Here is a 19,711-nt window from a genome sequence, read left to right on the forward strand (position 1 = left end):
TTTATTTCAGGCTTACTGCAGTACGGCTGGACAATGCCTACTTAGGCCATTGATCTAAAAATTAAGTTGGGAGTTACACCTTATGAAAAATCCTTATATCAAAATGGCAGCAGGGCTTTACATCAATTATTTTCTTCTAGGTATGATCAATGTTATTCTCTCCTCGAATATGAGCTTCCTGACCGTGCAATTGAATACGGATAAGGCTGCCATTGGTTATCTGGTGTCGGCCATCGGGATCGGTAAGCTGCTAGCACTCGGGGTAGCCGGAAAAATGTCAGACAAATACGGAAGGAAACCGCTTATTGTTATTGCATCCTTTGCGTATTTAATTTTCTTGATCGGCATTCCCCTTGCACCCAACTATGCCGTGGCCTTTGTATTTGCCATTATCGCAGGGGTTTGTAACTCCATGATGGATGCGGGAACCTATCCTGCACTAATTGAAGGGTTCGGAAAAAAAGCCGGATCTGCAACCGTCTTGGTCAAAGCATCCGTTTCTATCGGTGCCATTGTTATTCCGTTCATGATCGCATTCTTTATCGATCACAATATGTTCTATGGCTACTCCTTCTTTATTCCGGCAGGTATTTATCTGCTGAGCGGTATCTTCTTATCGATGACAGCCTTTCCCAATCACAAACTGGAGGAACAACAGGCTGCAACCAACACTGCCCAATCGGTGGATACTTTCCACAGTGAGCCAAAGTTTTGGCAAGAGGGTCTGTCTCTAATCATTATCGGTTTTACTTCCACTGTATTGTTCATGATCGTGCAGCTATGGCTGCCTACCTTTGGTCAAGAGGCCCTGGGCATGGAGAAGGCCAGTGCCATTAAACTGCTGAGCTACTATAGTATAGGTTCATTGGTTTCCGTTATTCTGTTAGCCGTGGCACTTGGCAGACTCATTAAACCGGTTACCGTCATGATTGTGTATCCGTTTGTTGCTTTGCTTTCCTTGCTGGCTTTAATTACATGGCACAATCCTGTCGCCACTATAATCAGTTCATTCTTAATTGGCTTGTCGACCGCGGGCATATTCCAAATCGCTCTTACCGTTATGACCGAATTTTTCCGCAAAAACAAAGGGACTACGACATCTTTCGTAAACATTGCAGCCAGCCTTGCATTCATCTTGATGCCGCTCGCTACCGGGGGCATGTCCAAAAGTCTGGGAATTACCTCGGTTTTCATTCTGGATATCGCGATTGCCGTAGTCAGTATATTGCTGGCCATGTTTGTTGCTTATCGATATAAAAAAGTGTTTCATTAAACTACACAATTAACCTGGAGGATTATATGATGAAAAATGCTGGACGTATTGACGGAAGAACACAACTTATCGGACTACTTGCTACACCTATCGGACACTCTTTGTCTCCGGCTATGCACAACCTTGCGTTTGAAAAACTGGGGCTGAACAATGTGTATATGGCCTTTGAAGTAGGGAATGAACAGCTGGAAGAAGTGGTACGAGGTCTACGAGCCTTGAATATACGCGGCTATAACGTATCGATGCCTAACAAGACAACTATTCTTCAGTACCTTGATGAGTTGGACGATAGCGCCAGATTTACCGGAGCAGTCAATACTGTGGTAAATACCAATGGCAAGCTGAAAGGCTACAGTACAGACGGATCTGGTTACGTTCGCAACCTGCGTGAACACGGGATTGATCTGAAAGGCAAAAAAATGACACTCGTCGGCTCAGGCGGTGCTGCTACTCCGATTGCCATTGAAGCCGCTCGGGCTGGTCTGGCTGAAATTTCAATTTTCGCTCGCGACGACCAGTTCTTTGCCCGCGCAAAAGAAAATGTCCGCATTATTAATGAAGATATGAAACACGCCCAGGTCAAGGCAAGTATTTATCCACTGGAAGACCAAGAACAATTACGTGAAGAGATTCGTACAAGCCACATTTTCGCTAACGGTACAGGTGTCGGCATGAAACCGCTGGAAGGTAAAAGTGTGATTGAAGATGTGTCTATGCTTCGTTCCGACCTGATTGTGACCGATGTCGTATACAGCCCGGCTAAATCCAGGCTGATAGAGCAAGCCGAATCCGTAGGCGCAACCGCCATTAACGGTTTGGGCATGATGCTATGGCAGGGAGCACTGGCCTTTGAGCTGTGGACAGGTCAAGAAATGCCGGTCGATTTCATCAAAGAACAGCTTTTTGCCGATCAACTGTAAGGCGCGGGGTTACAGCAAGCATAGCATTCAAAACTTTCTTTCTATTATATACTCAAATATGTACTCAAAAGACGATGCCCGGCAAATGAACACTTCTGCCGGGCATCGTCTTTTTGTTACTTGTACACCACTATTCTGCCTACTCCGTTTCCGTGTCTTTTGTGTTCAGCTTTATATAGATCGTTTCGTTAGTCCTTGTATGGGTCGAACTCATTGGCCCCAGCCATGCATACTCCAATCGGCTTCAGCTCATGCAGAATTTCCACAGTCTCAGAATGAGCGTCCAGTACCTCACGCAGCTTGCGGTAGACGAACGGACTTTCATCTGTTCCCGCTCCGCGCAGCTCGACACCATAGTTCCGAACGGCCTCCTTCATCTGCTGGTCTGTAATTTGGCCGCCACTTCGTGTACGGGTTTTCCAGTTCATTTTACCGGCCGCCTGGGTACGGCTCATAATCCGACCCGCTCCATGAACGGTACTATAATAGGAGTCCCGATTTTCTACCGTATCCTTCCCCCGTACAATGACCGAAATATCCCCCATGCTTCCCCCAATAAAGCCCATTTGTCCAGGGGCTGAAGGAGTAGCGCCTTTGCGGACAACGATTGTGTCACGTCCATTATGCTGTTCCTTCCATGCATAGTTATGATGATTATGCACGACAATGTCCGCTTCGGTCCCCATAATACCAAGCACTTGATCTATAACATAATCACGTCCCGCATAAGCATAACGTCCGGCAAGCCGCATCGCACGGTAATACATGTCCCCCAGCTCGCTGTTCATGTCCAGCAGCACTGGCGGCTGATCCATATGCTCGCCCGGCGCTTTACCGAGAAAATCCCGTCCAGCGGCCAGGTTTAAAAATCCGCTCGCCGTTTTATGCCCAAAGCCCCGGCTGCCAAAATGATTTGCAATCCAGACCTGCCCTGTCGCTTCCTCTATGAATACATCAACAAAATGATTACCGCTTCCTACCGTACCCAGTTGTTCTCTCGCCAGGGACTTGAGTTTGTCATGCTCCTGTTTCCCAATCGCTGCATATACCGCCCAATCGGGATCATCGAACAGCTCATGATCGACCTGAACCGCATTCACACGACCTACGCCAAACGAAACCTGACGTGCAATTTTATCCATGATGGATGAAATGTGGGGCTTAACATCTGCCGCAAACAACTTGGTTCTTACCGCTTTATTTCCGCAGCCAATATCATAGCCGACGCCCGAAGGCGAAATTTGTCCGTCATACACCACTACACCGCCGATGGGCTGGCTGTAGCCTTTATGATGATCCGCCATCAGCAGCGCCTGAATCACATTGCCATTCTCCGCACACGTACGTGCTTGTGATAATGCTCCTGTATCGGGCGCTCCCCATACCCGTACGCCATGGATTTCTTGATAAGCCATTGTTTTTTTCCTCCTGTAGTGACTTCATTTCGAATGTTGTATCTGCTCATTGCATTATGTACGTTTTGGGAGCTGCCGAACAGGGTGGAAGTATTACAAGCAAAAAAAGGCTACCGTATATTTGCAAAATTGCAAAATCGGCAGCCTTTATGCTCGTGTCATACTGATCATTCAACAAACTAATGTGCAGACATATTTTTCAAATCCGCTTCATAACGAAGGCCGATCTGCTGTCTTGCATCTTCCATCACTTCAGCGACTGCAAGTGAACACTCCAATGAGTTAATGGAACTGTTGTGTTCTCCAATTTTGATCAGATCCATAAACTCCTGAATTTCATAATACATCGGCTCACGGGTCTGAGCTTTCGTCAAATCCTCTATGGTGCCGTCCCGATAATGGATTTTCACCTCATAGGGCTGACTGATTTTGTCGATCACCATCGTTCCATTCTCACCCTGAATTTCAGCAGGCAGATAGGAATCGGTAATTTTGGAATACATGACAACTGCATCCATATCAGGATATCGCATCACAATACTGCCCTCGCCATCGACGCCAGAGGACAATAGCACACCCACTGCACGAACCTCATCCGGTTTGCCGAACAGTGCCACCATAGGATATAAGCAATACACTCCCAAATCCATCAAGGAACCATTGGAAAAAGCCGGATTGAAGGCATTTAATACGTTTCCTTGCTTAAAGGCATCAAAGCGTGAGGAGTATTGACAGTAGCTTGCAAAATAACGCCGGACCCGGCCTATTTTATACATATGCTCCTTTATGATTTTAAAGTTGGGCATAAGCGTGGATTTAACGGCTTCCATCAACAGAACATTGTTGTTGCGTGCGGCTTCGATCATGCTCCGCACCTCTGTTGCATTTGAAGCAAACGGCTTCTCACAGAGCACATGCTTTCCGTGATTCATACACACAATCGCCTGCTCCGCATGCAAGGAATTGGGACTGGCGATATATACGGCATCCACCTGATCGCTGGCAGCCATTTGAGCCAGGTCTGTAAAAACCTCTGCTTGGCTGTTATATTGAGCAGCAAAAGCTTTGCCTTTATCCTCTGTTCGTGAGTATACCGCGGTCAGGGAAAATTCGTCCGTCTCCATCGCGGCTTGAATAAACCTCTCCGTTATCCAGTTGGTTCCAATAATGCCAAAGCGCATCAAAGTATCCCATCCTCCCCGTGAGTCATTCTCATTCAAATGTATGTATCTATTCTCGCATTCTAACCAAGGCTTGTCCACTATATCGTAGATATATCTTGTTCTTCACCATCCTTTATTCGACAAAAAAAGACTGTAGTCATCAGCTCCAATTATTTCTGATTGTACTACAGTCTTTGTATGCTTTTAATTTTATGCCTTCAATGCGCGGACTTCTGATTCAGATAAGCCAGACGCTTTTACAATCACTTCGATTTCAAGGCCCATATTCAGCATGTTCCGTGCAATTTCAAGAGCTTTTTGGCGCTCTCCTTCTTCCCTTGCGCCTTCAATCATAGAAGCCTCATCATGCAGGTACTTTTGTCGGGCTTCATACTGTAAACGTGCCTCTTTATCCTGACTTAGAAACTCCAGCGTAGTCATCGCCTTTTTCAAACCAGGTTCATTCATAGCTAGCACCTCCCATTGAGATGGATTAATTCCCTTTAAAAATAAAAGCCAGTTGACCAAACCGCCTCTGCCAGCCGGGACAACTTGCTCATCCAGCTTGGGCAACTCTAGAAAATGCAACTCCATATCATCACTAAACGGGATGCCCGTACGGTCCTCCGTCAAATGAAACACATTATGATATCGGCCATTCGGCAGGAAAGAGTAATTCAAAATGTTGATTGTCACACACTTTCTTAGCAGCTTGTAAGATTGGCCTTCGTATAATTGTCCTGCGTACTGCTTACTCCAATAGAATAAGGTTCGCTTATCCATGTCATATTTATTAAAAAGCTGCATCTCCACATTAATAAGCTGACCTTCCAACGTTCTGGCCCGAATATCTAAAATAGACTGCTTATCACGCGGTGCGTCTTTATCCGTATACGGATTCAAAAGTATAATTTCTGTTAATGGAGGTTTCCCCGCTTCCTCAAAAGTACGATTCAGGAAAGTTAAAAGCACATCACGATTTTCCTCACTTCCAAAAATACGCTTAAACAAAAAGTCATTCCGGGGATCCAGCATTTCTACCAATAGAATCAGCTCCATCTGCTCATATTATACCACGACTCTTAATAAGAAAACACAAATCAGAACGTATGTTCTTATTTATGTCCATTAAAATATACCATCTTCATAAGCGTTAAACTATATTCCTGATGAATCATTTTTAGTGAGCTTATCTGCATATATGTGCATATTTTTTTAGAGTATATAACGCAAAAAAACCGTCCTCTTGGACGGTAAGTAAAACTTATTTTTTGGAAATCACTTTGCCTACTTCTGTCAAAATGGCATCCATAGAAGCCGGATCATGTACATCATATTCATCAATGTTTAGACGCAGAACAGGGCATGCATCGAACTCGTTGATCCACTTGGAATATCTGCGATGCATTTGCTCCCAATAGGCCCTTTCGGTCTGGATTTCCATCTCGCGACCGCGTTCCTTGATCCGGTTCAGTATGGATGGCAGGCTGCCTTCCAGGTAGATCAGCACATCGGGATGCGGGAAAAATGGCGTCATCACCATCGCCTCAAACAGGCTCGTGTACGTTTCATAATCCGTAGGGTTCATCGTTCCCTGATCGGCATGCATTTTCGCAAAAATACCTGTGTCCTCATAAATGGAACGATCCTGCACAAAGCCTCCACCGGACAAGAAAATATTTTTTTGCTCCTTGAAGCGCTCAGCGAGAAAATAAATTTGCAGATGAAAGCTCCATCTTTCAAAATCATGATAAAACTTTTCCAGATACGGATTATGATCAACCTGCTCCAAAGAGGTTTTAAAGCCAAGGCGTTCAGCCAAAGCTGCCGTTAGCGTGGATTTCCCTACACCTACCGTGCCCGCTACCGTAATCAGGGCATTCGCGGGAATGTTGTAATTATTCATTGAATAAGCTCCTTTACATCGGAAACAATTTGTTCGAACTGTGCTTGGTTTTCTACAAAATCAATCTCATTCCCATCTATGGTCAATATACGGGGCGCAGGGGATTGCTCAGCAAGAAACTGAATGCCTTTATCATAATCCTTAATTAACTGCTCCAGATAGGCGGGGTCCATCTCCTGTTCAAATGAACGTGCCCGCTTACGAATTCTGCCCAGCAAAGTATCCAAATCGGCTCTAATATAAATGATAATGTCCGGCTTAGGCATGTCATCTGTCAGCAGGTGATAAATTTTACGATATTTTTCAAGCTTTATACCCTTAAGTGTGCGTTCGGCAAAAATCAGATTTTTGTAGATATGATAGTCAGAAATAACAGGCTGAGCTTTCTCGAGATATTGCAGGCCGGTGTCCTCCAGCTGCTTGTATCGGTTGCAGAGAAAGAACATTTCCAGTTGAAAGCTCCATTCATCTATATTTTGATAAAATTTATCGAGAAACGGGTTCTCCTCAACAATTTCTTTAATGATCGGCATATGCAGCTCGGTTGAAAGCATCGAAGCCAACGTTGTTTTACCTGCTCCGATAGGCCCTTCAACAGCGATAAAAGGGGCATGTTTCATGCGGTTTTCGTTCCTCCTTGTACTCCAGTCCATCCTGTGGACAACTATCCTATTGTATCACAAGGAAGTATGTTAAAGGCATATCAAATCTATGGATAAAACAAAAAAACAGAGCTGCCATATCCTGCTTCATAGCCATCTCTGTTTCTGCTCAAATATTTCTGCCAGTCACTCATTTAAACCAGCCTTTTTCATTAAAACGTGTAATCGCCTCAATCCGGTTTTTGACACCCAGCTTGTCGAGAATGACTGAGATGTAATTGCGCACCGTCCCTGTCGTTAAATACAGTTCACCAGCAATCTCCTTCGTGTTCTTCCCATCAGCAATGAGTGCCAATACGGTCTTCTCACGCTCAGTTAACGGATTGACTTCGGCATAGGCATCATCGACCAGTTCCGGGGCATAAATGCGACGACCCGCTATAATACTGCGAATGGAGGAAGCCAGTTCTTCACTGGGACTATCCTTGAGCAAATAGCCGTGCGTACCTGCCTTGATGGCCCGTTCAAAATACCCGGGGCGAGCAAATGTGGTCAAAATCATCACTTTACAGTTCAATCCCTTGAGTTCTTCAGCCGCATCCAATCCACTCTTTATCGGCATTTCGATATCCATGATGCATATGTCCGGCTGGTGCAGCTTGACCAGCTCTACAGCTTCTTCCCCGTTGCTCGCTTTTCCGACTACTTTCATATCCTCTTCCAAGTCCAGCAGCGAAGCAAGAGCACCGAGCAGCATACGCTGGTCTTCCGCAATGACAATTCGAATCACGACCCCACCTCCTCGTTCGGCTTTTCAGTGATATTGGGCACTTTAATGACCAGGGTCGTTCCCTCATCTGAATGCAGCTCCATACATCCATTCACAAATTCGAGTCTTTCCTTTATTCCTTGCAGGCCATGTCCCCGAAAAACTGCATTTTCTCCCATAACGCCTGTCCCATTATCCTGAATCCGAAGGGTCAATTCCTTGCGAGACGGCTCAATGATGATGGAGCAAGCGGTGGCTCCACTGTGCTTAACCACATTGGTCACCGCCTCCTTCATACACATACTAAGCACATTTTCGTTCATTAATGATGTATGCTTCAGCTTCGGGTCGCCCTCCAGGGTCAATTCAATATGAGCAGCCTTTAAAATCTGTCGGATACGCAGCAGTTCATCCTCTAATCGCATGCCCCGCATTTGAGTCACCATTTCCCGCACTTCTTTTAACGCACTTCTCGCCGTAAGTCGAACATCGTTAATTTCATTCCGAGCCCGCTCCGGGTACTGATCCATCAGTTTGCCCGCCAGGTCGCTTTTCAGTCCGATGAGTGACAGCTTCTGACCCAAGGTATCGTGCAGATCACGTGCAATTCTATGCCGCTCCTCCAGCTTAATCAATTCCGATATTTTCTTATTGGCATCCTCCAATTGTACTTGAAGGCGATCACTTTTGTTACGATTAAAATTCGTGATTGGAAGAAGAATCACACCAATCAAGTTGAGCAAAATAAAAGGAATCTGCTTGATAAAAACAGGATTTTCAGAAACAAAACCATAATTGATCAGTCCAATCGTAACAACCATCAGAACAATATACAGTGTCGTGAATGCGGATTTACTTTTAATATTACCCATCAGATAAGCGATAAATATGGAAAAATACATATAGCTGAACAGCAGCGTCATAGTAATCGATATGACAATCTGTACACTGGTCCAGAAGTATACCAGCCAGCCCTGCGAAACAAAAGCCAGCACATAACAAGCAAAAAACACTAAAATAATGGCGGTGCCCAGAATAATATGACTAGTAGAGGAGGAACTGAAATAATAAAAGGGCAGGATGTAAAAGACAACCCACACATAAGGGCTAAGTCCCGTATTTTTTTGGAAAATCTGATACCATTTTTGCATCCTGCCTACCCTTCTCTCCTTCACATTCCTTTTGTCCCTTATCTTATCATATCGAAATGCGTACCAATCATTTTCTTTTTGTTCATTTTCTTTCCGTGCTCACTACAGGTGCAGGAATGGGTTTCGAAACAGCAACACGTTTGCCCAGCAGCGGCTTCACTTGTTTAAAGGTCAAGAAGGTTTTCGTGCTTTCATCCCAAAGCCGGAACTTCAGAGATTGCAGACTGCTGCTCATGGTAATGGTGGTCGCTTTTTGCAGTAGTGGTGTCGCTTCATGGGCTTTCTCCAAATTATAATTTGGCACTTTGGGACTCAAGTGATGGACGTGATGAAAGCCGATATTCCCCGTAATCCATTGCAATACTTTAGGTAGCTTGTAATAAGAGCTGCCTTCTACGGCTGCATTGATATAGCTCCACTCTTCATCATGCTCAAAATACGAATCCTCAAACTGATGCTGCACATAAAACAGCCAGATTCCCAGCATGCCTGAACCAAAAAAGATTGGCACCTGTATCAGCAGAAACGACTGCCAGCCAATAGCCCAGCACAACAATGCATACAAGGCGACGATAGATATATTTGTGATATAAGTGTTTATTTTTTCCTTACGCTTTGCTGTTTTGACGTTAAACCGATAGGAAAGCAAAAAAGTATAAATCGGACCCAATCCGAACATAACCCAAGGATTTCGGTATATGCGATAAGCCAGCCGTGTCCATGCAGAAGCCTGGGCGTACTCTTCCACTGTAAGTACCCACATATCCCCTGTACCTCTTTTATCGAGATTACTGCTGGTTGCATGGTGGACCGCGTGACTATTTTTCCATTGATGATACGGACAGAGCGTAATAACACCTGTAATCGTTCCCACAATGTCGTTCAGCCTGCGGCTTTTGAAGAAGGATTGATGACCACAATCATGAAAAATGATAAATGTCCTTACCACAAACCCTGAAGCAATAACAGTAATCGGAAGCGTCACCCAATAGGATACCGACAGACTGAGATAAGCCGCATACCATAGCAGGATCAGCGGACCCAAGGTGTTAATGAGCTGCAGAACACTGGATTTCGTATTTATTTTTTCGTAAGGAGCCATATTTTTTTTCAATTGGGCTAATGAAGGCTGTGCCATACTTAATGTTGATCCTCCTTTAAAAATGACGTCTGTACCTTGATCTTCGTCAGACGCACATGTAGATCTAACCTCAGTATAAGGAGCTGCCTCTGGCCGCTGTAGTCATAAACGTCAGTTCAGGAGTATGACATTTGTCATATCATTAAATCATTTAGCCATTTACCAATGGTTCACGGGTTTATTTTCGGGAGATTATTTGCTAAAATATAAAGCAAATAACGCTGTATGTGACTGGCGAAGTCAGTGGAATAAACCACGAGGGAGCATACAAACAAAAGCGTGCCGTTCGCCTGGGAGAAGTATTTGCAGAGGATTCGTCTATCCTGACGACCTTGTGCAAATACTTTTTTTTGTTTTACAAGACCATGACACCCTGTTGATTCCACCATTTGTGCGATAAATTCAGAGGAGGCCCGAACAATGGCTATCATTATGAAATCCAAAGAAGCAGCTGAGCAAGTGTATGCAACGATCCGTTCCCAGGTGGAACAGCTCAAACAGCAAGGACATCGTCCCCATCTGGCAACTTTATTGGTAGAAGGTGATCCTGCCTCTGCCTACTACGCCCGGACCAAGCAAAAAATAGCGGAGAAGCTGGGCATCTCCTTTCATCTCCATACCTTTGACCGTCATGTTAGAGAAGCCGAGCTCCTGCACCTGATCGACAGCCTGAACGAAGCTTCGCATGTACATGGCATTATGCTGGAATTGCCCCTTCCCCGACATCTATCCGCATCTGTCATTAAACAGTCCATCGCCCCGTACAAGGATATTGATGGAATTACCCCGGGTAATAAGCTGGCTACCGTTACTGGTGAAGCCGGGCTATATCCCGCTACACCTCAAGCCTGTATTGAGCTGCTCAAGCATTACGGCCACACCTTGGCAGGCAAAAATGTCACTCTAGTCGGCATCGGACAGACCGTGGGACTCCCTCTTTTTCACATGCTGCAAAGAGAAAATGCCACCGTCACCGCCTGTCATGCGGGCACACGTGATATTGCAGAACATTTGAGTCATGCAGATATTGCCTTCGTCGCAGTCGGATGCCCTGATGTAATTACATCGGATATGGTGCATCCCGGCCTAATTTTGGTAGATGCGGGAATTAACGAGACGCTGGAGGGAAAAATAGTCGGAGATGCCGCTGTAGACGTTGGAGAAAAGATACATGCCATTTCTCCCGTACCTGGCGGTGTCGGCACATTAACGACGGCCATCCTGTACAAAAATCTGCTCAAAGCGATTGAGCTGCAACAATACTCCCGAGAGGTGGTTTATTCATGAGTGAACTGTCGTGGAATGATTCCATTCGACAATTTCTGAAAGAGGCTGAAAGCGCAGCTCCTACGCCCGGAGGGGGAAGTATATCCGCACTGGCTGCGGCGCTGGGCGCGGCGATGACCTCCATGACCGCCAACCTTTCACAAGGAGAAAAGTTCGCGCACATCCACGAACAAATCACCGAAGTGATTCGCAGCATGGAAAGCCTGACCACACGCTGTGAGGAACTGATGGCCGCAGACATCCGCTCCTTTGAACAGTACATGACAGCGCTCAAGCTCCCCAAAGGAACAGACGAGGAAAAGCGTTATCGTACCCATTCTCTACAGACCGCGGTGATAGCTGCCATTGAGATACCAATGCGTCTGCTGGAAGTATGCCGGGACGGATTGTCCCATGCCTGCCGTATTGCAGAGACGTCCAATAAAAATGTTATTTCTGATCTTGGCATAGGCGCGATCCTGTTTGAAGCTGCTGCACAATCCGCCCTGCTGACCGTTGACATTAACCTTGCCTCGCTAAAGGACCTGGATGCCAAACAATCCTATGAAGCCAAAACAGCTGCGATCATCCGAGAAATTGCACAAATCAAAGAACAAACCTTATTGATTGTGCGCAGCCGAATCGCAAATTAGTCCGTTTATAGCAGGGTGAGCCATTGAGTTAACTTTTCCCAAATCATATTCTGCTTCCATGCTCAAAAATAGCCTCCAACCCCCGTCTCTGAACATGGGTTTGGAGGCTATTTTATTGGAATTCATCAATTTGTGGAAAACCTTTCTAAATATTCAACGTCTATGGATAAGGGGATATTTCCCAAGATGTTGGTTTTTATCTTATATAACTGATGAAGAAATGAGGAAAAGCGTATGAAAAGGCGGACTCTATTACTCAGTATGATCGCGTTATTGTTGTTCAGCTCTAGTGCATGGGCGGCCGAAAAAGAATCTACATCCCGTATTCGTTCCTATGATTCTGGGAGTCTGATTCAATCCGATGGAAGCTTGTGGTTGTGGGGCTATAATCAATCTGTTCCTACTCGCGTAGAAGGTAAGGCAAACGTTGTAAAAACATTTTCTAATATCTTCAACGAAGGCGATCTGGTATTTACCTTACAAGATCAATCCGCTTGGTATGTACCAAGAAATAATATTGCTGAATCTGTGAAATTCATTCCTCTGGAAAAAGTACAGAACCTCGCAGCTGTAAGTGGTTTAAATGATCACGTACTTGCCCTAAGTACCGAAGGCAACGTATATTCCGCTGATTGGCACAACAATGGCGACATCTTGGATCCTTTTCAAACTGTAGCTGGTATCGACGAGGTTGCAAATATAGACAGCTACTATGAAGAAAGACCAGAATATGAGGAAGGCTGGATTTTCTTAAAAAAAGACGGCAGTGTGTGGAAAAATACAAAAGGCTTGCAGGGCATCAAACCTATTTCCTCATTACAGGATATTACGGCAATCGCGAAAAACATAGCCTTAAAAAAAGACGGTACCGTGTGGACATGGCCCAAGGAATTCGATACAAACGCTGCCTTATCCGACACTGCAACGGCTTCGCAGATTCAATCCTTAACAGGAATCCAGACGATCAAATCCAATGGCCGTACCAACCTCGCGATAGATCGGCAAGGTCGGCTGTGGTTCTGGGGTGCTACAGTCACAGGCTACTCGGATAGTACTGCCTATCACAACGAAAATAATCCTGTACTGTTAACGGGTGTAAGGAATGTTAAAGACGCCTTTATCGTTGAGCGCTCCATCCTTGCACTAACCACAGAGGGGAATGTTTATGGAGCTTCCTTGGAAGGTGAAAAATTATCGTCAAATGCCCACTTTACATTACTTGCCCAAAATATTCAAAGCATCAAAGCAGGCCCAAGGCATGTGATCATGCAAAAAACGGACGGTAGCCTATGGGGCTGGGGGGTCAACAAACATGCGCAGCTCGGCATAGGGGATTATGAATTTCTTTACAGTACGCCGGTTCCTGTACAAAAACCGATTCTTGTCCGTCTCAACGGTACACCTGTCCCCCTGAGTAACGGTGTGATTACTCGAAACGGGCAGGCCTTCATTCCCCTCCGTTCTGTTTTTGACAAGCTGGGAGCCGAGGTCTCCTTTGACTCCAACAATAAAGTAGCGAAAATTATTCAGTCCAGGGCAGGAGCCACTCCTGTCTCTCTACAATTGAATCTCAAAACCAGCCAAACAACAGTTAACGGTAAACCTGTGGAGCTCACCAACCCTCCGTTCACGGTGAACGGTATTGCCTATCTTCCTCTGCGATTAATCAGCGAGACGCTAGGGGCCAAGGTAGATTGGATACAAAAAGAAGATACGATCACCATCACGGCTACCACTACGACGAAATAAGAAGATCGATCTGACGAATATGCTGCAGCGAAACCTGACATAGTAAATCTCAATAAAACGAACCAGTCGAAACATAATTTATGTTTTGGCTGGTTCGTTATTGCTTTGCTAAGGCCTGTACACAGTTTACTTATTTTTTAGCTTTGTTCTCTTTTTCTCTTTCAATCAGCATATCTACGATCATATCAATTTGTCCGGTAATTGCGATCGGATCATAACGATAATACGTATCAAAATCGTTAAAGAACACTCTATTGTTCTTCACCGCAGGGAGGTTCCCCCACACGGCAGACGATTTCAGCTGCTTGAGCGCGTCACCCTTTTTCTCCGGATCATAGGTCGTCAGAAACATATAATCTGCGTCATACTGCGGCAGTACCTCCATCGAAAGCTGTACGGTTTGTTCCTTGGAATTGGCTGTCTTCTTCGGCATATTCAGCTTGAGTGCATTGTATACAGCTTGTCCACCCCGGCCCGCATTATCTCCAAATATCCAAAGTGCATTCTTGTCCGTCAGCTCATACAGGCCGAAGGTTGCCTTTTCGTCAATCACGCCTTTAAGACGTGCGCGGCCTTCAGCAGCTTTTTTATCAAATGCAGCAATAAATTGCTCTGCCTTTTCTTTCTCTCCGGTGATGTCACCGAACAGTTTAACGGTATCGTAAATATTGGTCGTCGTTCCGTACGGAATATACAGAGTAGGTGCGATTTTAGACAAAGCCTCGTAATTCGTATCCTTCATAACCACGATCAGATCGGGTTTGAGTTCCAATGTCTTCTCCAAATTGGTCGGGTCACCCACTTCTTTGGTCCCTTTTTCCTTGAGCAAGTCGGTCAGAAAAGGATTTTGAAACGCAGTCGGCTCCACCCCCACCACATTAGCTCCTACGGACAATAATTCCCCACCGTAAAAATCCGTTACAATGCGCTGTGGTTTGACTGGAATTTGAATATCCCCTTTTACCGTTTTAAAGCTTCTCGTCTCAGCCGAAGTTGGCTCTTTCTTATCCCCTGAAGCTGGAGCGGAATTACTTCCATTATTGCTTCCGCTGCAAGCGCTAATGAATGCAGACAATACAAGCATCAAAGTAGTCAGCATAAAAAACGATTTTTTCTTCAACATATGAGCCCCCTATGTAATATGGAAATAGCCTTATATAGTTGTGATAATGATTATCAATATCGTAAGAAATATATCAGGCTGCCTTCATGTTGTCAACTAAAATTGATAGCATAGCCTAACTGGAATAGAACAGCTTCCTCAGTAGGTAAAAAGGGAAAAGACCTGTCAATGGATGACAAGTCTTTTGTCGTGAGGTCTGTCTCGGCATGCTACAAATTGGGGCTCGGATGTTGAAGGCGGCTGTCTGCTGGACGTTGCTTGGTTTTATAATTTTCTCCCCAGTCCTTCATCAGGTTGATAATCGGGATCAGAGTTCTTCCAAATTCAGTTAGGGAGTATTCGACCTTGGGTGGAACCTGCTGGTAAACCTCCCGATGAACTACACCGTCCTCTTCCAGCTCGCGCAATTGGAGTGTCAACATACGCTGTGTAATTCCCGGACAAATACGCCGAAATTCACTAAACCGCTTTGTTCCATACATGAGATGGTATAAAATAACCCCTTTCCACTTGCCCCCAATCACGTCCAGCGTGTACTCCACAGGACAGGCCTGATCATTTCCAGCAGGACATTCCCCAAAGCCGCCCTTCCGATTGCGCATAGGTTTTTCTCCCCCTTGGTAACATTTTTTATACTACAGCACATAAATGTGCGTACTTCAAAAACGATCATGTATATTCTAATATTAAGCATGTCACTTGGTAAGCGTCAATTCAATCCCTATCCCATAAATAAGGAGTGTAAAAACAATGGAAACCTTAACAAACACTAAACATCAAATCTTGTCAGCATATGAGTTCAGACATGCAACCAAAGAATTTGATAGTCACAAAAAGATTAGCGATTCCGACTTCGATTTTATTCTTGAAACTGGTCGTTTATCCCCGAGTTCATTTGGCTTTGAGCCCTGGAAGTTCGTTGTCGTCCAAAGTAATGCCATGCGCGAGAAGCTGCTGCCCTACTCCTGGGGAGCCCAAAAACAGCTGCCAACAGCAAGCCATTTCGTACTCATCCTCTCCAGACTGCCTAAAGATATGGCAGCCTCATCCGATTACATCAAGGGTATGATGGAAAACGTACAGCAATTGCCTGCTGAAGTTATGCAAGGCAAAGAGAAAGTATATGACGCCTTCCTGAAATCAGATTTTGGACTGGAAGACAATGAAAGGGCTATGTTCGAGTGGGCCTGTCGACAAACCTACATCGCATTGGGCAATATGATGACAGCCGCAGCTCAAATCGGCATTGACTCCTGTCCGATCGAAGGTTTTAATAAACAGGAAATCGAACGTATTCTCTCCGAGGAAGGCATCATGGATGCCGAGCATTTCGGTATTTCCTGCATGGTGGCTTTTGGATACCGTGTGAATGAGCCACGCGGAAAAACCCGGCGGCCTGTAGATCAGGTTATTGAATGGGTCTAACCACCAACGAATATCCTTCTCTAAAGCAAAGGGGCGTCCCCTAGCCATTTCCATGGCTTTGGGACACCCCCTTTTTCATAAATCTCAGGTCTTAAAAAATCCTGTCATTCCAATCACTTACTGATACTTTACTTCTTCTGCGAAGTAGATCTCCTTCAAACGATCCTTTACGCGCTGGATTTCATCTGCTGTTAACGGAGCCGTAGGATTTAGCTTGAAGTTCCTTCCGGTGACATAGCTTACATCCACTTTCGAATTCTTCTTGCCGTATGGCATCTTCGGAACCGGACTGCGGGTATAGTCCGTAAAATCAATAATGGACCATGCCGCATCTCCATCCTCCTTGGATAAAATGATCCGCTGTGAGGCGTTTTCAGTCCACAAGTAACGCAGATTGGCCGGCGAATTATTGGAGTCCATGGCCGTCTTAAAGCCGGAGCCCCTAAACATGAGTGAAAATTCCGAATGATCATTATTCGATCCAACTGACGATTCATAAATCTGTTTCAGCCCGTCCACGCCCACAATCTCGACCTCGCGGTCAGCAGGGAAGTGATTCACAAAGTTATCCCATATTTGAGACAGGTTATGTTTTTGGGCAAACGAGTTGATGTCCAGAATAATGGACATGTAGTTTACCGTATTTAAACGTTGATACGGATTATCCAGATATTGCTGTGCTATATACAGTTGTGGTGCCGCATCCGTTTCATTCACATATGGGTCACCTGGATGGAGCGTCCAGCGTGAGGAACCTTCTGTATAGCGTGATCCAATGGGATCAATCGTAACCGAGTTCATAAACACGATACCGCTATTATCGGTAAGCCCCTGTGCGGGAACAATCGGATTATCCTTATTGGACCAGTAAGGCATCAAAGGTGAACCCTCACCATACATGTTGTTAGCATTATACTGTGTTGCCGACCATCCCATGGCTGAAGTGATCTTATAATGATCTTTAAGCCATTGGGCCTGCTCAGGATTCACCGTGAAGCTGGTCAATGATTTAGGCAGATATTTCCGATACTGGTCTGTATCCATGCTTTCAAACACCGAAGGTGATCCCATCGTACCGCCTTGGTGCAGCTCATTGAGTGCATTATAACGATACATATACAACCACTCGTCCATCTTTAAATTCCATTCAGGAAACTCATACAGGTTATTCGCATACCCGTCCAAAATCCCGATTTCATCACCATACTGATCCACGTATGCCAAAACCTGTTTGAGCTGCGGGCGATTCGTGTCTTCAAAAACAAATGGATTTTCCATCGCCCAGGTCACTTTTAAGTTAGGACCAAAATGATCCATCAGCAATTGACGAGCCTGCTTAATTTGGTCTACCGTGGTCGCACTGCCTCCTTTTCCCTGCAGCATTATGGAGACAGCAAAATATTGCTTTTTGCGTTCTCCTGGTACTACAGTTAACTCGGCATCGGATATGAAATGAATTCCCTGAGATGGTGATTCAACCTCAATCTTGAACGGAATGACTGAGTTCACTGCCGGAATCAAATGCAGATTGGCAATACGTCCATTCTCATCAAATATTTCACTGGAATCCTCTATCCGAAGCTTCAAGTCTGACGGCAACGAGCCGGGCGGTATGACCTCTCCCTTTGCATTGTGAAATACATAGGGCATGCTCCAGGCTGCAGGGTCTAGATTAGTGGCCTGTGAAATGGTGTACGTCGCCAAGTATACGGACCTGATTACATTCGGAGCCTCTGGTGGAGGAGTCTTCTCCTTAACAATCAGCTTGGTCTGTGCTTTAAGCACCCGATAAGGTTTGGCAATGGTGACTTCCAACTCGACAGGAATCATACCATCTGCAGCAGGAATATTTTCGGCATGTGCGATTTTCCCCTGTTCATCAAACACACCTAATGCATCACTAAATGTATAAGTAACACTTGTAACGCTGGCAGCGGGAATGCTTACCGGCTGCCCTTCTTTGTAGAGCTGAAAGGACAGCTGATACGAAGGATACGTTTCCGGTTGATTTATGAGCTCCGGCGCCTTGATTACGACCTCATCCACTACAAAATCCGAAGAGTGATCCGGTGGTTTGGGACCAGGCACTGGTGGCTTGGGACCAGGTATCGGTGGCTTAGGATCGGGTACCGGTGGTTTGGGATCAGGTACCGGTGGCTTGGGATCAGGTACCGGTGGCTTAGGATCAGGTACCGGTGGCTTGGGATCAGGTGCCGGTGGCTCAGGATCAGGTGCCGGTGGCTTGGGCTTTGAGCTGTGTCTTTCAGGCTCCTCAATTTCCGGATTCACAGGTTGGGGCCTAATTTCCGGTGACAAGTCGACCGCTGGTTTGTCCGGTTCCGGCAGGCTGGGTAGCTGATTCGTCGTTCCAGCTCCGTTTCCTGACTCTAGCAAACGCTTGGCGCGCTCTCTCAGATCGTCACCGCCTAGCCATACCCGATATGCAACCAACGTGGCATCTTGTCGTGTTACAAATTTTTTGGGATAGAAATAATGATTCGTATCCCCCTCTATCAGCTCTAATCGCTCCATCAACCACACGCTCGTTTGTGCATAGTCTGATATATCAAATTGATCCACAAAACTGGATATACCAGCAGAACGAGTGTCTTCAGAAACACCAAGATACCTAGCATACCAAACGGCCATATCCTGACGAGTCATATTCTGCTTGGCACCAAATAATTGATCACTAATTCCTTTTGTAATGTTCTCTTTCTGCAAGATCTGAACATAAGGTAGAGCCCAGGGAGACACATCACGAAAAGTAATAACGTCCTTGTCATTCAGTGTACGCTTTAAGGTTTTAGCGAAGATGGTAGCCCATTCCTGCCGCGAAATAAACTGTACAGGTCGAAAACTGCCATCCTGATAACCCGTAACATAACCTTGAGCAGCCATGGCTTCAATTGCATCCGCTGCGTAGGAATGTTCAATATCGTTAAAGGCCCTATCTGCAAAAACAGGCACAGTATGTATACAGAACAACCAAACAGCCAGTAAACCAGTCATGTATTGCCTAATTCGTTTTAATTTTTTCTCACATCTCATTATGTTAGATTATTACACCTCCTCTATGAGATAGCATTGGATCATTTTCACCTGTTCCTTTGTTTCAACTTTGAAAATAACCCCACTTGTTTTCAAAACGAATT

General features: G+C 45.3%; 17 protein-coding genes and 1 riboswitch. Of the genes, 6 read left to right on the forward strand and 11 right to left on the reverse strand.

Annotation, left to right across the window (positions count from 1 at the left end; genetic code table 11):
* Positions 1–82 precede the first annotated feature (82 nt).
* Together B4V02_RS20605 and B4V02_RS20610 are read left to right on the forward strand one after the other, a co-directional pair.
* Positions 83–1,273 carry an MFS transporter gene (locus B4V02_RS20605; protein ID WP_094156207.1) on the forward strand — a complete coding sequence of 397 codons (1,191 nt, stop codon included), beginning with the start codon at positions 83–85 and terminating at the stop codon, positions 1,271–1,273.
* A gap of 29 nt (positions 1,274–1,302) precedes the next feature.
* Positions 1,303–2,193 (forward strand): shikimate dehydrogenase, encoded by an 891-nt coding sequence (locus tag B4V02_RS20610; RefSeq protein ID WP_094156208.1) that lies wholly within the window; start codon positions 1,303–1,305, stop codon positions 2,191–2,193.
* A gap of 188 nt (positions 2,194–2,381) precedes the next feature.
* Here the strand turns inward: B4V02_RS20610 and B4V02_RS20615 are convergent, their stop codons facing one another.
* From B4V02_RS20615 to desA, 8 genes are all read right to left on the reverse strand, one after another.
* On the reverse strand, positions 2,382–3,608 hold the full coding sequence (locus tag B4V02_RS20615) for an RtcB family protein (RefSeq protein WP_094156209.1): 1,227 nt from the start codon (positions 3,606–3,608) through the stop codon (positions 2,382–2,384).
* 179 nt (positions 3,609–3,787) lie between these two features.
* Positions 3,788–4,789, reverse strand: a complete 1,002-nt coding sequence (locus tag B4V02_RS20620) for a Gfo/Idh/MocA family protein (RefSeq protein ID WP_094156210.1) — start codon at positions 4,787–4,789, stop codon at positions 3,788–3,790.
* Positions 4,790–4,981: 192 nt separating this feature from the next.
* The gene (locus B4V02_RS20625; RefSeq protein WP_094156211.1) at positions 4,982–5,830 is read right to left on the reverse strand and encodes an Rpn family recombination-promoting nuclease/putative transposase; all 849 of its coding nucleotides are present in this window, start codon (positions 5,828–5,830) and stop codon (positions 4,982–4,984) included.
* A 205-nt stretch (positions 5,831–6,035) separates the two neighbouring features.
* The gene (locus B4V02_RS20630) at positions 6,036–6,677 is read right to left on the reverse strand and encodes a deoxynucleoside kinase (RefSeq protein ID WP_094156212.1); all 642 of its coding nucleotides are present in this window, start codon (positions 6,675–6,677) and stop codon (positions 6,036–6,038) included.
* Positions 6,674–7,297: a deoxynucleoside kinase gene (locus tag B4V02_RS20635; RefSeq protein ID WP_094156213.1), complete on the reverse strand. Its 624-nt coding sequence runs from the start codon at positions 7,295–7,297 to the stop codon at positions 6,674–6,676. The genes B4V02_RS20630 and B4V02_RS20635 overlap by 4 nt, the downstream gene beginning before the upstream one ends.
* A gap of 172 nt (positions 7,298–7,469) precedes the next feature.
* Positions 7,470–8,069, reverse strand: a complete 600-nt coding sequence (locus tag B4V02_RS20640) for a response regulator transcription factor (protein ID WP_094156214.1) — start codon at positions 8,067–8,069, stop codon at positions 7,470–7,472.
* The gene (locus tag B4V02_RS20645) at positions 8,066–9,199 is read right to left on the reverse strand and encodes a sensor histidine kinase (protein ID WP_094156215.1); all 1,134 of its coding nucleotides are present in this window, start codon (positions 9,197–9,199) and stop codon (positions 8,066–8,068) included. The genes B4V02_RS20640 and B4V02_RS20645 overlap by 4 nt, the downstream gene beginning before the upstream one ends.
* Before the next feature lie 82 nt (positions 9,200–9,281).
* Entirely contained in the window at positions 9,282–10,337 is a 1,056-nt protein-coding gene (gene desA, locus B4V02_RS20650; RefSeq protein WP_094156216.1) for a Delta(5) desaturase DesA, read from the reverse strand.
* Between the two features lie 220 nt (positions 10,338–10,557).
* Positions 10,558–10,643: riboswitch (ZMP/ZTP riboswitch) on the forward strand.
* Between the two features lie 117 nt (positions 10,644–10,760).
* On the opposite strand from desA, the gene B4V02_RS20655 reads away from it, so the two are divergent.
* From B4V02_RS20655 to B4V02_RS20665, 3 genes are all read left to right on the forward strand, one after another.
* A complete protein-coding gene (locus tag B4V02_RS20655) occupies positions 10,761–11,627 on the forward strand; it encodes a bifunctional 5,10-methylenetetrahydrofolate dehydrogenase/5,10-methenyltetrahydrofolate cyclohydrolase (protein WP_094156217.1) in 867 nt (288 codons plus the stop codon).
* Positions 11,624–12,259, forward strand: coding sequence for a cyclodeaminase/cyclohydrolase family protein (locus B4V02_RS20660; RefSeq protein ID WP_094156218.1), 636 nt, complete (start codon positions 11,624–11,626; stop codon positions 12,257–12,259). The genes B4V02_RS20655 and B4V02_RS20660 overlap by 4 nt, the downstream gene beginning before the upstream one ends.
* Before the next feature lie 234 nt (positions 12,260–12,493).
* Positions 12,494–14,008, forward strand: coding sequence for a stalk domain-containing protein (locus B4V02_RS20665; protein ID WP_094156219.1), 1,515 nt, complete (start codon positions 12,494–12,496; stop codon positions 14,006–14,008).
* A gap of 130 nt (positions 14,009–14,138) precedes the next feature.
* On the opposite strand, the gene B4V02_RS20670 is transcribed toward B4V02_RS20665, so the two are convergent.
* Together B4V02_RS20670 and B4V02_RS20675 are read right to left on the reverse strand one after the other, a co-directional pair.
* Positions 14,139–15,131, reverse strand: a complete 993-nt coding sequence (locus tag B4V02_RS20670) for an ABC transporter substrate-binding protein (RefSeq protein WP_094156220.1) — start codon at positions 15,129–15,131, stop codon at positions 14,139–14,141.
* Between the two features lie 209 nt (positions 15,132–15,340).
* Positions 15,341–15,733, reverse strand: coding sequence for a winged helix-turn-helix transcriptional regulator (locus B4V02_RS20675; RefSeq protein WP_094156221.1), 393 nt, complete (start codon positions 15,731–15,733; stop codon positions 15,341–15,343).
* A gap of 148 nt (positions 15,734–15,881) precedes the next feature.
* Between B4V02_RS20675 and B4V02_RS20680 the strand changes: the two genes are divergently transcribed.
* Entirely contained in the window at positions 15,882–16,556 is a 675-nt protein-coding gene (locus tag B4V02_RS20680; RefSeq protein ID WP_094156222.1) for an NAD(P)H-dependent oxidoreductase, read from the forward strand.
* A 117-nt stretch (positions 16,557–16,673) separates the two neighbouring features.
* Here B4V02_RS20680 and B4V02_RS20685 read toward each other — a convergent pair whose 3' ends face one another.
* Positions 16,674–19,607 (reverse strand): S-layer homology domain-containing protein, encoded by a 2,934-nt coding sequence (locus tag B4V02_RS20685; protein ID WP_094156223.1) that lies wholly within the window; start codon positions 19,605–19,607, stop codon positions 16,674–16,676.
* Between the last annotated feature and the right edge of the window lie 104 nt (positions 19,608–19,711).

Origin of the sequence: Paenibacillus kribbensis (genome assembly GCF_002240415.1) — a bacterium.
Lineage (GTDB): Bacteria > Bacillota > Bacilli > Paenibacillales > Paenibacillaceae > Paenibacillus > Paenibacillus kribbensis.